Origin of the sequence: Stenotrophomonas sp. ATCM1_4, from assembly GCF_004348115.1 — a bacterium.
Taxonomy (GTDB): Bacteria; Pseudomonadota; Gammaproteobacteria; order Xanthomonadales; family Xanthomonadaceae; genus Stenotrophomonas; species Stenotrophomonas capsici.
In genome coordinates, this window is the sequence record NZ_QPFB01000001.1 from 2,043,152 (window position 1) to 2,057,314 (window position 14,163).

Annotated in this window: 10 protein-coding genes; 9 read left to right on the forward strand and 1 reads right to left on the reverse strand. The window is 66.3% G+C overall.

The features are described from left to right. Positions 1-201 precede the first annotated feature (201 nt). From ATCM_RS09375 to ATCM_RS09385, 3 genes are read left to right on the forward strand one after another with little or no spacing between them, the layout of a single operon-like run. Positions 202-873, forward strand: a complete 672-nt coding sequence (locus ATCM_RS09375; protein WP_132864271.1) for a TetR/AcrR family transcriptional regulator — start codon at positions 202-204, stop codon at positions 871-873. Beyond that, positions 870-2,060, forward strand: a complete 1,191-nt coding sequence (locus ATCM_RS09380) for an efflux RND transporter periplasmic adaptor subunit (protein WP_132864272.1) — start codon at positions 870-872, stop codon at positions 2,058-2,060. Before ATCM_RS09375 ends, ATCM_RS09380 begins: the two co-directional genes overlap by 4 nt. 12 nt (positions 2,061-2,072) lie before the next feature. Continuing rightward, positions 2,073-5,237 carry an efflux RND transporter permease subunit gene (locus ATCM_RS09385; RefSeq protein ID WP_132864273.1) on the forward strand — a complete coding sequence of 1,055 codons (3,165 nt, stop codon included), beginning with the start codon at positions 2,073-2,075 and terminating at the stop codon, positions 5,235-5,237. 275 nt (positions 5,238-5,512) lie between these two features. Here the strand turns inward: ATCM_RS09385 and ATCM_RS09390 are convergent, their stop codons facing one another. Then, positions 5,513-6,661 carry an acyl-CoA dehydrogenase family protein gene (locus tag ATCM_RS09390; protein ID WP_132864274.1) on the reverse strand — a complete coding sequence of 383 codons (1,149 nt, stop codon included), beginning with the start codon at positions 6,659-6,661 and terminating at the stop codon, positions 5,513-5,515. A gap of 127 nt (positions 6,662-6,788) precedes the next feature. Here ATCM_RS09390 and ATCM_RS09395 point away from each other — a divergent pair, with 127 nt between their 5' ends. The 6 genes from ATCM_RS09395 to ATCM_RS09420 are packed head-to-tail and all read left to right on the forward strand — an operon-like array spanning position 6,789 to position 14,109. Beyond that, on the forward strand, positions 6,789-7,718 hold the full coding sequence (locus tag ATCM_RS09395; RefSeq protein WP_132864275.1) for an ArsR family transcriptional regulator: 930 nt from the start codon (positions 6,789-6,791) through the stop codon (positions 7,716-7,718). Positions 7,719-7,740: 22 nt separating this feature from the next. Next, entirely contained in the window at positions 7,741-8,817 is a 1,077-nt protein-coding gene (locus ATCM_RS09400; protein WP_132864276.1) for a homocysteine S-methyltransferase family protein, read from the forward strand. Positions 8,818-8,826: 9 nt separating this feature from the next. After that, on the forward strand, positions 8,827-9,432 hold the full coding sequence (locus ATCM_RS09405) for a short chain dehydrogenase (RefSeq protein WP_132864277.1): 606 nt from the start codon (positions 8,827-8,829) through the stop codon (positions 9,430-9,432). Continuing rightward, the gene (gene metH / locus ATCM_RS09410; RefSeq protein ID WP_132864278.1) at positions 9,432-12,227 is read left to right on the forward strand and encodes a methionine synthase; all 2,796 of its coding nucleotides are present in this window, start codon (positions 9,432-9,434) and stop codon (positions 12,225-12,227) included. The genes ATCM_RS09405 and metH overlap by 1 nt, the downstream gene beginning before the upstream one ends. 6 nt (positions 12,228-12,233) lie before the next feature. Next, positions 12,234-12,917 carry a hypothetical protein gene (locus tag ATCM_RS09415; RefSeq protein WP_132864279.1) on the forward strand — a complete coding sequence of 228 codons (684 nt, stop codon included), beginning with the start codon at positions 12,234-12,236 and terminating at the stop codon, positions 12,915-12,917. Between the two features lie 4 nt (positions 12,918-12,921). Next, on the forward strand, positions 12,922-14,109 hold the full coding sequence (locus ATCM_RS09420; RefSeq protein ID WP_132864280.1) for an MFS transporter: 1,188 nt from the start codon (positions 12,922-12,924) through the stop codon (positions 14,107-14,109). Positions 14,110-14,163 lie beyond the last annotated feature (54 nt).

A 14,163-nucleotide genomic window follows, 5' to 3' on the forward strand; every position in this document is an offset into this window, starting at 1 on the left:
ATTGTATCCCCGGCAACAAAAATAGCTGTGCTGCATGGCCGCAATCACGACGCCAGAATTGCAATGAAGATGTAACGAAACCGCTGTTTTCAAGGGATATTCTTCATCCTGAAGCCTTTCCCAACCAATTTCCGGCCATGCCGATTCCGTCGGGTTTCGCGCCGCTGTACTAATTGTGTACTGGACGGTATAGTCCAGAAAGTGAACACCCCGCCCTCCTCTCCGCCGCGCACCCAGGCACGGGACCAGCCCGTGTTCGCTGCCGTGGGCGAGTTGCTGGCCACCCACGGCATGCAATTGAGCATGGATGCGGTGGCCGCCCATGTCGGCTGTTCAAAGCAGACCCTGTACAGCCGCTACGGCTCCAAGACCAACCTGCTGCGGCTGGTGATGCAGCAGCACGTGGCAACCACCACCGCGCAGCTGATCAAGGGCGACAGCCGGCCGCTGCGGCAGATCCTGGTGGAATTCGCCATCCACTACCTGGAACACCGCAACCAGCCCCGCATCCGCCAGACCGCGCAGTTGCTGGCCATCAGTGCAAACCAGTTTCACGAGGAGGCGCGTACCCTGTACAACCTCAGCGCGGACGCGGTGCGCAGTCAGATAACTGAATGGTTACGAACCGAGATGGCGAGAGGCCGCCTGATCCATGACGATCCGCAGTTCATGGCCGAACTGCTGATCAGCATGCTTGCCGGTCAGGACTTCGAACGCCAACGCTTTCACGCCCCCCATCGCGATACGCCGGAAAAGCGCCGCCGTTGGGCCGAATTCGCCATCGATGCCTTCCTGCGCGCCTTTCCGGTACCGCCGACTGGCATTCCTGGTTCCGTCAACAAATCAAGAACCCCCGGAGTTTTCCCCCGATGACTGCCCCGCTCCGTCTCCTCGCCCTTACCTGCGCCGCGACAATTTCGCTGGCGGCCTGCAAAAAGCCGCAGGAGCAGGCCGCTCCCCCGCCTCCGGAAGTCGGCGTGGTCGAGGCCAAGCCGCAAACCCTGCCGCTGCAGCGCGAGCTGGTGGGCCGCCTGTCCCCGTACCGTTCGGCCGACGTGCGCGCGCGCGTGGCCGGCGTGCTGCAGAAACGCGTCTATGAGGAAGGCAGCAACGTCAAGGAAGGCCAAGAGCTGTTCCTGATCGACCCGGCCCAGCTGCGTGCCGCCCTCAACGAGGCCGAAGGCGCCCTTGCCTCGGCCCGGGCCACCCTGGCCAACGCCCGCGCCACGGCCACCCGCGCCCGCTCGCTGGCACCACAGAAGTATGTGTCGCAGTCGGACCTGGACAACGCCGTGGCCGCCGAGCGCAGTGCCGCCGCCGCCGTGCAGCAGGCCGAGGCCGCGGTGGCCAATGCCCGCATCAACCTGGGCTATGCCCGCGTCACCTCGCCGATCACCGGCCTGGCCGGCAAGGCGCAGGTGACCGAAGGTGCGCTGGTGGGCCAGGGCGATGTGACCCTGCTGACCACGGTCGACCAGATCGACCCGCTGTACGTGAACTTCTCGATGACCGCCGATGAGCTGAGCGCCCTGCGTGCCGCCCAGGACAAGGGCGCGCTGGCACTGGCCGGCGACGGCAAGACCACCGTGCAGGTCAACCTGCCCGACGGCAGTGCCTACGCCCACGAAGGCACGCTGGACTTCTCCTCGCCGACGGTCGACCCGGCCACCGGCGCGGTGTCGCTGCGCGCGGTGCTGCCGAACCCGGACCGCATCCTGCTGCCGGGCTCGTTCGTCAGCTTCAAGGCCAACCTGGGCGCGCGCAACAACGCCTTCCTGCTGCCGCAGCAGGCGGTGCAGCGCGACACCCGCGGCGGCTACGTGATGGTCGTCGGCGCCGATGGCAAGGTCGTGCGCAAGGACGTGGTGCTCGATGGCCAGCAGTCGGGCAGCTGGCTGGTCTCCTCCGGCCTGGCCGGCGGCGACAAGGTCATCGTCTCGGGCCTGCAGAAGGTCAAGGAAGGCGCCCCGGCCACGACCAAGCCGTGGCAGCCGCAGGCCGCCGCCCAGCCGGGTGCCCCCGCACAGGCGCCGGCACCGGCACCGGCGAAGAAGGACTAACGGAACTCCGTCATGCCTAAATTTTTCATCGAACATCCGGTCTTTGCCTGGGTGGTGGCGATCCTGATCTCGCTGGGTGGTGTGATCTCGATCCTCAACCTGGGCATCGAGTCCTATCCCAGCGTGGCTCCGCCACAGGTCACCGTCACCGCCAACTACCCGGGCGCCAGCGCGTCCACCACGGAAAAATCGGTCACCCAGGTGATCGAGCAGCAGCTGACCGGCATCGACAACCTGATGTACTTCAGCTCGTCGTCCTCGTCCAACGGCCGCGCCACCATCACGCTGACCTTCGACAGCGGCACCGACCCGGACATCGCCCAGGTGCAGGTGCAGAACAAGGTGTCGCTGGCGACCCCGCGCCTGCCCTCGGAAGTGACCCAGCAGGGCGTGGTGGTGGCCAAGGCCAACGCCGGCTTCCTGATGGCCATCGGCGTGCGCTCCGATGACGGCAGCGTGGACCGCGATGCCCTGAACGACATCGTCGGTGCACGCGTGCTGGAGCAGGTATCGCGCGTGCCGGGCGTCGGCAGCACCCAGCAGTTCGGCTCCGAGTACGCCATGCGCGTGTGGCTGAACCCGGAAAAGCTGCAGGGCTACCACCTGGCCGCCAGCGACGTGTACAACGCCATCGGCACCCAGAACCTGCAGTTCGCCGCCGGCTCGGTGGGCGGCGACCCGACCCCGTCCGACCAGGCCTTCACCGCCACGGTGGTCGCCGAAGGCCGCTTCAGCACCCCGGAAGACTTCGAGAACGTCATCCTGCGCGCCAACGCGGACGGCAGCGTGGTGCGCCTGAAGGACGTCGCCCGCGTCGCCTTCGGCGCCAGCAACTACGGCTTCGACACCCGTTACAACGGCAAGCCGGTGGCAGTGTTCGCCATCCAGCTGCTGCCCGGCGCCAACGCCCTGGACGTGTCCAAGGCGGTGCGCTCCAAGATGGACGAGCTGGCCCCGAGCTTCCCGCCGGGCGTGAGCTGGTTCACCCCGTATGACAGCACCACCTTCGTCAACATCTCCATCAAGGAAGTGATCCACACGTTGATCGAAGCCATCGTGCTGGTCTTCCTGGTGATGCTGATCTTCCTGCAGAACTTCCGCGCCACGATCATCCCCACCCTGGTCATCCCGGTGGCGCTGCTCGGCACGTTCATGGGCATGCTGGCGATCGGCTTCACGATCAACCAGCTGACCCTGTTCGCGATGGTGCTGGCGATCGGCATCGTGGTCGACGACGCGATCGTGGTGATCGAGAACGTCGAGCGCATCATGAGCGAGGAAAAGCTCGACCCCAAGCCGGCCACGCAGAAGGCGATGGGCCAGATCACCGGCGCGGTGGTGGCCATCACCGTCGTGCTGGCCGCGGTGTTCATCCCCAGCGCCCTGCAGCCGGGTGCCTCCGGCGAGATCTACAAGCAGTTCGCCCTGACCATCGCCATGTCGATGGCGTTCTCGGCGCTGCTGGCGCTGACCTTCACCCCGGCATTGTGCGCGGCCTTCCTCAAGCCGACCCACAATGACAACCCGAACTGGGTCTACCGCACCTTCAACAAGTACTACGGCAAGCTGGAGAAGAGCTACGTCGGCACCGTCGGCGGTGTCATCAAACACAGCCCACGCTGGCTGATGGTGTTCGCGCTGCTGCTGGTGCTGTGCGGCTTCCTGTTCACCCGCCTGCCGGGCAGCTTCCTGCCCGAGGAAGACCAGGGCTACGCACTGGCCATCGTGCAGCTGCCGCCGGGTGCCACCAAGAGCCGCACCAGCGCCGTGTTCGACCAGCTGCTGGGCACGCTGGAGAAGGAAGAAGCCTTCGAAGGCCTGATGCAGATCACCGGCTTCAGCTTCATCGGTTCGGGTGAGAACGTGGGCATGGCCTTCGTCCGCCTGAAGGACTGGGACGCCCGCAAGGAGACCGCGCCGGAGTTCATCCAGAAGATGAACCAGAAGGCGTATGGCATCAAGGACGCGCAGATCTTCTTCGTCAACCTGCCGACCGTGCAGGGCCTGGGCCAGTTCGGTGGTTTCGACATGTGGCTGCAGGACCGTGCCGGTGCCGGCCAGGATGCGCTGATGGATGCGCGCAACACCCTGCTCGGCGCCGCGTCACAGGACAAGTCGCTGACCGCGGTGCGTCCCAACACGCTGGAGAACTCGCCGCAGCTGCAGCTGCACGTGGACCGCGTGCAGGCGCAGACCATGGGCGTGAAGGTCAACGACGTCTACACCGCCATCCAGATGATGCTGGCGCCGGTGTACGTCAACGACTTCTTCTACGCCGGCCGCATCAAGCGCGTGAACATGCAGGCCGACGCGGCCTACCGCACCGGCCCGGAATCGCTGCGCAGCTACTACGTGCCCAGCTCGCTGAGCAAGGACGCCGACGGGCAGTCGTCGATGATCCCGCTCAGTGCGGTGGTCAAGTCCGAGTGGATCTACGCCCCGCCCGCGCTGAACCGCTACAACGGCTATTCGGCGGTCAACATCGTCGGTTCGCCGGCACCGGGCGGCAGTTCGGGCCAGGCCATGGCGACGATGGAACGGCTGGTGCAGGACGACCTGCCGGCCGGCTTCGGCTTCGACTGGAGCGGCATGTCCTACCAGGAAATCCTGGCGGGCAACGCGGCCACCCTGCTGATGGTGCTGTCCATCGTGGTGGTGTTCCTGTGCCTGGCCGCGCTGTATGAAAGCTGGTCGATCCCGGTCGCGGTGCTGCTGGTGGTGCCGATCGGCATCCTCGGCGCGGTGGTGTTCTCGTTGATGCGCGGCCTGCCGAACGACCTGTACTTCAAGATCGGCATGGTGACGGTGATCGGCCTGGCGGCGAAGAACGCGATCCTGATCGTGGAATTCGCGGTCGAGCAGCGCGCCATGGGCAAGACCCTGCGCGAGGCCACGATCGAAGCGGCGCACCTGCGCTTCCGCCCGATCCTGATGACCTCCTTCGCCTTCATCCTGGGCGTCCTGCCGATGGCGATCTCCACCGGTGCCGGCGCCAACGCCCGTCACTCGCTGGGTACCGGCGTGATCGGTGGCATGCTGTTCGCCACCCTCATCGGCGTGTTGCTGATCCCGCTGTTCTTCGTGTGCGTACGCCGCGTGCTCGGCGACAAGCTCGACGAACCGTCGAAGGAGTACCTGGAGCAGCACAAGGTACGCACGGCGCAGGTGGATCGCTGATCCTCCCGCTGTACCGGCAAACAAAAAGCCCCGGCAATGCCGGGGCTTTTTTTGGGGCACGCTGTAGGAGCGACCTCGGTCGCGAAGCCGTCGATGAAGAACGGCGGCATTGATTGCAATTGCAGACGAATTCCGCAGCTTCCGCCTACATCAGCTTCGCGACCGAGGTCGCTCCTACAACGCGGTTGCCTCGCCTGCGCCGCACCAGACTCCGCACAAAAAAAAACGATGCCGGTTGCCCGGCATCGGATCTCTGGTTCACGCTTGGCTGCGACTCAACGCAATCCGGTCTCGTTGCGCGCAATCACCATGCGCTGGATCTCCGAAGTACCTTCATAGATCTCGGTGATCTTGGCATCGCGGAAGTAACGCTCCAGCGGCATTTCCTTCGAATAACCCATGCCGCCATGGATCTGCACCGCCTGGTGGGCGATCCACATCGCTGCCTCCGACGCGGTCAGCTTGGCGACCGCCGCCTCGGTGGAGAACTTCCTGCCCTGCGACTTCAGCCAGGCTGCGCGCAAGGTCAGCAGCATCGCCGCATCCAGCTTGCACTTCATGTCAGCGACCTTGGCCTGGATCATCTGGAAGGTGCCGATCGGCGCGCCGAACGACTTGCGCTCCTTCACGTAGTCCACCGAAGCCTCGTAAGCGGCGCGGGCGATGCCCACCGCCTGCGACGCGATGCCGATGCGGCCCGAATCCAGCAGGCTCATCGCGATCTTGAAGCCCTGCCCTTCCTCACCGATCACATCCTCGGCACTGGCCACGTAGTCCTGGAACTCGATCTCGCAGGTCGCCGACGCACGCACGCCCAGCTTGGGCTCGGTCTTGCCGCGGCCAAAGCCCGGCTTGGTGGTGTCGATCATGAAGGCGGTGATGCCGCGCGCGCCCTTCTCCGGGTCGGTCATCGCGAACAGCACGATGTAGCGCGCCACCGGGCCGGAGGTGATCCAGCTCTTCTGGCCGTTGACCAGGAACGAACCGTCGGCCTGCTTGACCGCGCGGCAGCGCATCGCCGTGGCATCGGAGCCGGACTGCGACTCGGTCAGCGCGAACGCGCCGATCGCGCTGCCCTCGGCAATGGCGCGCACGTAGGTCTGCTTCTGTGCCTCGCTGCCGTAGCTCAGCAGCGCATTGCAGAACAGCGAATTGTTGACCGACATGATGGTCGCGTGCGCCGCGTCGGCGGCGGAGACCTCGACGATGGCCAGCACGCTGGAAACCGGGTCCATGCCCGAGCCGCCGTACTCGACCGGCACCTCGATGCCCATCAGGCCGTTCTCGCCCAGCAGGCGGATGTTGTCCAGCGGGTACTCACCGGTGGCGTCGAAGTGCTCGGCGCTCGGGGCGATCTTTTCCTTGGCGATACGACGGGCGACGTCCTGCAGCATCAGCTGCTCGTCGGAAAAACTGAAGTCCACAACACCCCTCCCAGGGCTGAATCAAGTTGCGATTGTAACCATCGCGACCGGGTTCAGCCTATGCCTCGCCTTGACCCGGCGTGGCGGCAGCGCGAAAATATCTCTATATCGCGATAGGTAGATATTTATGGATCTGGAAGACTGGTCAACCCGTCTGAAAGTGTTTGCCGATGCAACGCGGGTACGCCTGCTGACGCTGCTTGAACAGGAAGAACTCACCGTGGCCGAGTTGTCGGCCATCACCACGCTGGCCCAGCCGCGCGTGTCCACCCACCTGGCGCGCCTGAAGGAAGCCGGGCTGGTCCGCGACCGCCGTGCCGGCGTGTCCGCGTACTACCGCTTCGACGAGGCCTCGCTGGACCCGGCCCAGCGCGCATTGTGGCATGCCCTGAGCACCGGCAGCGACGACCCGCTGCTGCGCCAGGACGCCGAGCGCGTGCCGGCGGTGCTGGCGATGCGCGCCGCCGACCAGAACTGGGCCGACAGCGTGGCCGGCGACATGGAGCGCCACTACTCCCCGGGCCGCACCTGGGAGGCGATGGCGCGCAGCGCGCTGCCGCTGCTGGAAACCGGCGACGTGCTCGACATCGCCTCCGGTGATGGCGTGCTGGCCGAACTGCTGGCCCCGCATGCACAGCGCTACGTCTGCATCGACACCAGCGCCCGCGTGGTGGCCGCCGCCAGCGAACGCCTGCGCAAGCTGCCCAACGTGGAGGTGCTGGAAGGCGACATGCACAAGCTGCCCTTCGCCGATGGCAGCTTCGACCTGGTAGTGCTGATGCACGCCCTGACCTACTCCAGCCACCCGGCCAAGGCCGTGGCCGAGTGCGCCCGGGTACTGCGGCCCGGCGGCCGGCTGATGCTGTGCAGCCTGGCCCGGCATGAGCACAAGGTGGCGGTCGAGGCCTACGGCCACGTCAACCTGGGCTTCACCGGCAAGGAACTGCGCAAGTTCGTCGAGAAGAGCGGGCTGGAAGTGTCCAGCCTGGAAACCGTGACCCGCGAGAAGCGCCCGCCGCACTTCGAAGTGATCGCGCTGATCGCCCATCGTCCCTGAAGCATCGAACCCGGCCCGCCCTATGCAAGCCCTCCCCTGGCTCCACCCCGAACGCGTCGCCAAGCTGCTGGCCGCGCTTGAACAACGCATCCTGATCATCGACGGCGCCATGGGCACGATGATCCAGCGCCATCGCCTGGAGGAAGGCGACTACCGGGGCGAGCGCTTCGTCGGCGGGTTCGACAGCCAGCACGTGCACGGACCCGGTTGCGAGCACGACCTCAAGGGCAACAACGACCTGCTGCTGCTGACCCGCCCGGACGTGATCGCCGGCATCCATACCGCCTACCTGGAGGCCGGTGCGGACCTGGTGGAGACCAACACCTTCAACGCGACCTCGATCAGTCAGGCCGATTACCACCTGGAACACCTGGTGTACGAGCTCAACAAGGCCGGTGCCCAGGTCGCCCGCCAGTGCTGTGACGCAGTGGAAGCCCGCACCCCGGACAAGCCGCGCTTCGTGATCGGCGTGCTCGGCCCGACCAGCCGCACCGCCTCGATCAGCCCGGACGTCAACGACCCCGGTTTCCGCAACACCAGCTTCGACGCGCTGCGACAGACCTACCGCGAGGCCATCGACGGGCTGATCGACGGCGGCGCCGACACGCTGATGGTGGAAACCATCTTCGACACGCTCAATGCCAAGGCGGCGTTGTTCGCCATCGAGGAAGTCTTCGACCAGCGCGGCGGGCGACTGCCGGTGATGATCTCCGGCACCATCACCGATGCCTCCGGCCGTACCCTGTCCGGCCAGACCGCCGAGGCGTTCTATGCCTCGGTCGCGCATGGCAACCCGCTGTCGGTGGGCTTCAACTGCGCGCTCGGCGCCACCGACATGCGCCCGCACGTGGAAACGCTGGCGCAGGTGTCCAGCGGCTACGTCAGCGCGCACCCCAACGCCGGCCTGCCCAATGCCTTCGGCGAGTACGACGAGACCCCCGAGGAAATGGCCGCCACCCTGAAGGAGTTCGCCGAATCCGGCCTGCTCAACCTGGTCGGCGGCTGCTGCGGCACCTCGCCGGACCACATCCGTGCCATCGCCGAAGCGGTCGCCGGGTTGCCACCGCGCGCCCTTGCCCCGCTCACCAAGGCTGCCTGAGGAAACGCCATGAAGAAGAAGATCCTGCTGGTGGGTGCCAGTGGCACCCTGGGCAAGGCCGTTGCCGCACACCTGCGCCAACGGCATGAGGTGATCACCGCCTCGCGTTCGGACGCCGCACATCCGGTCGACCTCGGTGACGAGCAGAGCATATCGGCGCTGCTGCAGGCGGTTGGGCCGTTGGATGCCATCGTCTCCACCACCGGCAACGTTCATTTCGGCCCGTTGACGCAGATGACCGCCGCCCAGTTCAACCAGGGACTGCAGGACAAGCTGCTGGGCCAGGTGCGACTGGCACTGCTCGGCCAGCATCACCTCAACGAGGGTGGCTCGATCACCCTGACCACCGGCATCCTCACCGAACAGCCGATCGCCCAGGGCGCCAATGCCACCGCGGTCAACGCAGCGGTGGAGGGCTTCGTCCGCGCCGCCGCGCTGGAGCTGCCGCGTGGCCTGCGCATCAACGTGGTCAGCCCCAGCGTGCTGGTCGAAGCGCTCGATGCCTATGGCGACTTCTTCCCGGGCTTCGAACCGGTCAGCGCCGCACGTGCCGCCCTGGCCTACCAGCGCAGCATCGACGGCATCGCCAACGGGCAGGTTTTCAAGGTCTGGTAATGGGCAACGACTCCTCCCCCGCCGTGCATTACACCCGCCTGTCCGGCCTGGAACCACTGGTCATCACCCCGGACCTGCTGTTCATCAACGTGGGCGAACGCACCAACGTCACCGGCAGCGCGCAGTTCCGCAAGCTGGTCAAGGAAGAACGCTACGAGGAAGCCGTCGAGGTCGCCCGCCAGCAGGTGGCCAACGGCGCGCAGATCCTTGACGTCAACATGGACGAAGGCCTGATCGATTCGGAGAAGGCGATGGTGCGCTTCCTCAACCTGATCATGTCCGAGCCGGACATCGCGCGCATCCCGGTGATGGTCGATTCCTCAAAGTGGAGCGTGATCGAGGCCGGGTTGAAGTGCCTGCAGGGCAAGAGCGTGGTCAACTCGATTTCGCTCAAGGAAGGCGAGGCCGCCTTCCTTGAACACGCGCGGCTGGTGCGCCGCTACGGCGCCGCCGCGGTGGTGATGGCCTTCGACGAAGTGGGCCAGGCCGACACCTGCGAACGCAAGGTGGAGATCTGCACCCGCGCCTACCGCATCCTCACCGAGCAGGTCGGTTTCCCGCCGGAAGACATCATCTTCGACCCGAACATCTTCGCCGTGGCCACCGGCATCGAGGAGCACGACAACTACGCGGTGGACTTCATCGAGGCCACCCGCATCATCAAGCGCACGCTGCCCGGCTGCCATGTCTCCGGCGGCGTATCGAACGTGTCGTTCTCGTTCCGCGGCAACGAGACCGTGCGCCAGGCGATCCACTCGGTGTTCCTGTACCACGCCATCCAGGCCGGCATGGACATGGGCATCGTCAACGCCGGTGCCATGCCCATCTATGACCAGCTCGACCCGGAACTGCGCGAAGCGGTCGAGGATGTGATCCTCAACCGCCGCCGCGATGGCACCGAACGCCTGCTCGACATCGCCGAGCGCTACAAGGGCAGGAAGGGCGAGAAGAAGACCGAGGACCTGGGCTGGCGCCAGCACCCGGTGCGCGCGCGCCTGGCCCATGCGCTGGTGCATGGCCTGGATGCCTGGGTCGAGGAAGACACCGAGGAGGCCCGCCAGCAGGCCAGCCGGCCGCTGGACGTGATCGAAGGCCCGTTGATGGACGGCATGAACGTGGTCGGCGACCTGTTCGGCGCCGGCAAGATGTTCCTGCCGCAGGTGGTCAAGTCCGCGCGCGTGATGAAGAAGGCCGTGGCCTACCTGCTGCCCTTCATCGAGGAGGAGAAGGCGCGCACCGGTGACATTGGCAAGTCCAACGGCAAGATCATCATGGCCACGGTCAAGGGCGACGTGCACGACATCGGCAAGAACATCGTCGGCGTGGTCCTGGCCTGCAACAACTTCGAGGTCGTGGACCTGGGCGTGATGGTGCCGGCGCAGAAGATCCTGGACGCCGCCCGCGCCGAGAACGCCGACATCATCGGCCTGTCCGGGTTGATCACCCCGTCGCTGGAAGAGATGAGCCACGTCGCCAGGGAGATGCAGCGGCAGGGCTTCAGCATGCCGCTGATGATCGGCGGCGCGACCACCTCGCGCGCGCATACCGCGCTGAAGATCGACCCGTTCTACAGCGCGCCGACGGTGTGGGTGAAGGACGCCTCGCGCGCGGTCGGCGTGGCCCAGTCGCTGATTTCCAGCGACCTGCGCGACGCCTTCGTCGCCGCCAACGACGCCGACTACGCCGACATCCGCAACCGCCACAGGAACCGCGGTGATGCCAAGCGGCTGGTATCGCTGGAACACGCACGCGGCCAGCGCTTCACCTGTGACTGGGCGCAGTACACCCCGCCGACGCCCGCCTCGCCCGGCCTGCACGTGTTCGACGACTATCCACTGGAAGACCTGCTGTCGGTGATCGACTGGACGCCGTTCTTCCAGGCCTGGGAGCTGGCCGGCAAGTTCCCGGCGATCCTCACCGACGAGATCGTCGGGCCGCAGGCCAGCGACCTGTTCAAGGATGCGCAGGCGATGCTGAAGCGGATCGTTGATGAGAAATGGCTGACGGCCCGGGCCGTGTTCGGGATCTGGCCGGCGAACAGCAAGGGCGATGATGTGGTCGTTTCCCTTCTCCCTCCGGGAGAAGGTGCCCGCAGGGCGGATGAGGGTACCCCGTCCTCCCCCTCCCTGACGCCCCGCACCCTCACCCCAACCCCTCTCCCGGAGGGAGAGGGGCTCAAACAAACCCTGCACTTCCTGCGCCAGCAGGTCGACAAGCCGGCCGAGCGCCCGGATTTCTGCCTGGCCGATTTCATCGCCCCGGCGGACAGCGGCAAGCAGGATTGGATCGGCGCCTTCGCGGTCACCGCCGGCATCGGCATCGAGCCGCACGTGGCCCGCTTCGAAGCCGCCTATGACGACTACAACGCCATCCTGCTCAAGGCCCTGGCCGACCGCCTGGCCGAGGCCATGGCCGAGCGCCTGCACCAGCGCGTGCGCACCGAGTTCTGGGGCTACGCCGCCGACGAGCAGCTCGACAACGAGGCGCTGATCGCCGAGAAGTACAGCGGCATCCGCCCGGCCCCCGGCTACCCGGCCTGCCCGGAGCACAGCGAGAAGCAGACCCTGTTCGCGATGCTGGGCGCCGGCGACATCGGCATGTCGTTGACCGAGAGCTTCGCGATGTTGCCGACCGCGGCGGTCTCGGGCTATTACTTCAGCCATCCGCAAAGCCAGTACTTCGTGGTGGGCCGGGTCTCGCGCGAACAGGTCAGCGACTACGCCCGCCGCAAGGGCGTGGAGCGCGCCCAGGTTGAACGCTGGCTGGCCTCCAACCTGGACTACGACCCCGAGTAAGCCGCCATGGAAAGCCGCAACGCCGAACTGATCCGCAAGTACGCCCGGCCGGGCTGCATCGGCCTGTGCGGCACCTCTGACTGGATCGGCAAGGCCATCCGCAAGGCCCAGGCGCCGCTCACCGAGGACGGGCACCGCAGCCTGTGGTCGCACGCCTTCCTGTTCAGCGAACAACGCCTGGACGGCCATTGGTGGGTGCTCGAATCGGACCTGGACCTGCGCAACCGCCAGTTGCGGCTCGGCGCGCAGGAGAACCGCGCCGACCGCTACTTCGACGATGAGGCCTTCCCCAACCTGGCCATCCTCGACTTCAACCTGGACGCCGCCCAGACCCGCAACGTCCAGGTCGCCGCGCTGGACCTGCTGGCCGGGCTGTCCAGCTACTCGCTGAGCGAGCTGGTGGGCACGCTGTTCGCGATGCATAGCACCCGCCTGCGGCGGCGCGGCAACCTGCTGTCCAGGGAAGGCGCGCTGTACTGCTCGGCGATGGTGCAGCATTGCTACACCGCCGCCGGCATCGACCTGATGCCGGGGGTGCACGGCAAGAACGTCGCCCCGCAGGACCTGTACGATTCGGACCTGCCCCACACCACCCACTCGCTCATCCGCGACCTCGGCATCTCCAGCCTGCGCCGGCTCAAGCACGGCACCGTGGAACTGTTGAACACCCCGGTCGAAGACCTGTTCTGACCCCATGACCGCCGCAAGCCCCCTCCCCGCAGCCGTGCCCACCGCGCGGTTGTCGAGCTTCTACTTCTTCTACTACGCCGCGCTCGGCGCGTTCACCCCGTACTGGAGCCTGTACCTGCAGTCGCGCGGCATGACCGTCACCGCGATCAGCGTGATGATGAGCCTGTGGTACGCCACCCGCGTGGTCGCACCCAGCACCTGGACGTCGCTGGCGGCGGTTTCGCCCAGGCCGATCCGCTGGCTGCGCATCGGCTGCGTGCTGACCCTGCTCAGCTTCTGCGGCTTCCTGCTGCCGGCGCCGCAGTGGACGCTGTACGGGGTGATGATCGCCTTCTGCTTCTTCTACAACGCGGTGATGCCGCAGTTCGAGTCGATCACCCTCACCCACCTGGGCAGCGACAGCCACCGTTACGGGATGATCCGGGTGTGGGGCTCGTTCGGCTTCATCATCGTGGTCACCCTGTTCGGCTGGCTGATCGAGCACCACGGCGCCGGCAAGCTGCCGTGGCTGATGCTGCCGCTGTTCGTGCTGATGATCGGCTCGGCGTTCGTCAACCGCTACGCGCGCGGCATCGGCAGCCACAGCCACCACGACGGCGGCTTCTGGGCCATCGTCCGGCAGAAGCACGTCATCGCCTTCTTCATCGCCGCTTTCCTGGAGCAGCTGTCGTTCGGCCCGTACTACACGTTCTTTTCGCTCTACATGGACCAGCACGGCTACAGCACCTCGCTGCTGGGCGTGATGTGGACAGTTGGCGTGGTCTTCGAGGTCGCGGTGTTCTTCCTGATCGCCGGCTTCTTCAAGCGTTGGGATGCCAGCTGGCTGCTGATCATTTCCATGGCCAGCGCCGCGCTGCGCTGGTGGGTGACCGCGCTGTACCCGGAGAACCTCCCGGTGATGCTGGTCGCGCAGACCACCCATTGCCTGGGCTTCGCGGCGTTCTTCGCGTCGGCCATGCAACTGCTGGCGCGCTATTTTCCCGGCAACCTCAACGGCCACGGCCAGGGCCTGTTCTACGGCTTCTCGTCCGGCCTGGGCGGCGTGCTCGGCGCACTGATCGCCGGCCAGCTGTGGCGGTTCGGCGACGGCAAGGTCGCCTTCCTGGTGGGCGGCGGCTTCGCCCTGCTCGGCTCGCTGATCGCCCTGTACTGGCTGCCGCCATCGCGCCAGGCCCGCCAAGCCGCAGGCTGAGCACACCCTCCCCTGCCCGGTCCTGCTATAACGGCGCAGCGTTCACGACTCAGG

Coding starts and splice junctions, on each gene's coding strand:
- ATCM_RS09420 (WP_132864280.1), top strand. CDS start 12,922: ATGACCGCCGCAAGCCCCCTCCCCGCAGCCGTGCCCACCGCGCGGTTG.
- ATCM_RS09380 (WP_132864272.1), top strand. CDS start 870: ATGACTGCCCCGCTCCGTCTCCTCGCCCTTACCTGCGCCGCGACAATT.
- metH (WP_132864278.1), top strand. CDS start 9,432: ATGGGCAACGACTCCTCCCCCGCCGTGCATTACACCCGCCTGTCCGGC.
- ATCM_RS09395 (WP_132864275.1), top strand. CDS start 6,789: ATGGATCTGGAAGACTGGTCAACCCGTCTGAAAGTGTTTGCCGATGCA.
- ATCM_RS09415 (WP_132864279.1), top strand. CDS start 12,234: ATGGAAAGCCGCAACGCCGAACTGATCCGCAAGTACGCCCGGCCGGGC.
- ATCM_RS09405 (WP_132864277.1), top strand. CDS start 8,827: ATGAAGAAGAAGATCCTGCTGGTGGGTGCCAGTGGCACCCTGGGCAAG.
- ATCM_RS09400 (WP_132864276.1), top strand. CDS start 7,741: ATGCAAGCCCTCCCCTGGCTCCACCCCGAACGCGTCGCCAAGCTGCTG.
- ATCM_RS09385 (WP_132864273.1), top strand. CDS start 2,073: ATGCCTAAATTTTTCATCGAACATCCGGTCTTTGCCTGGGTGGTGGCG.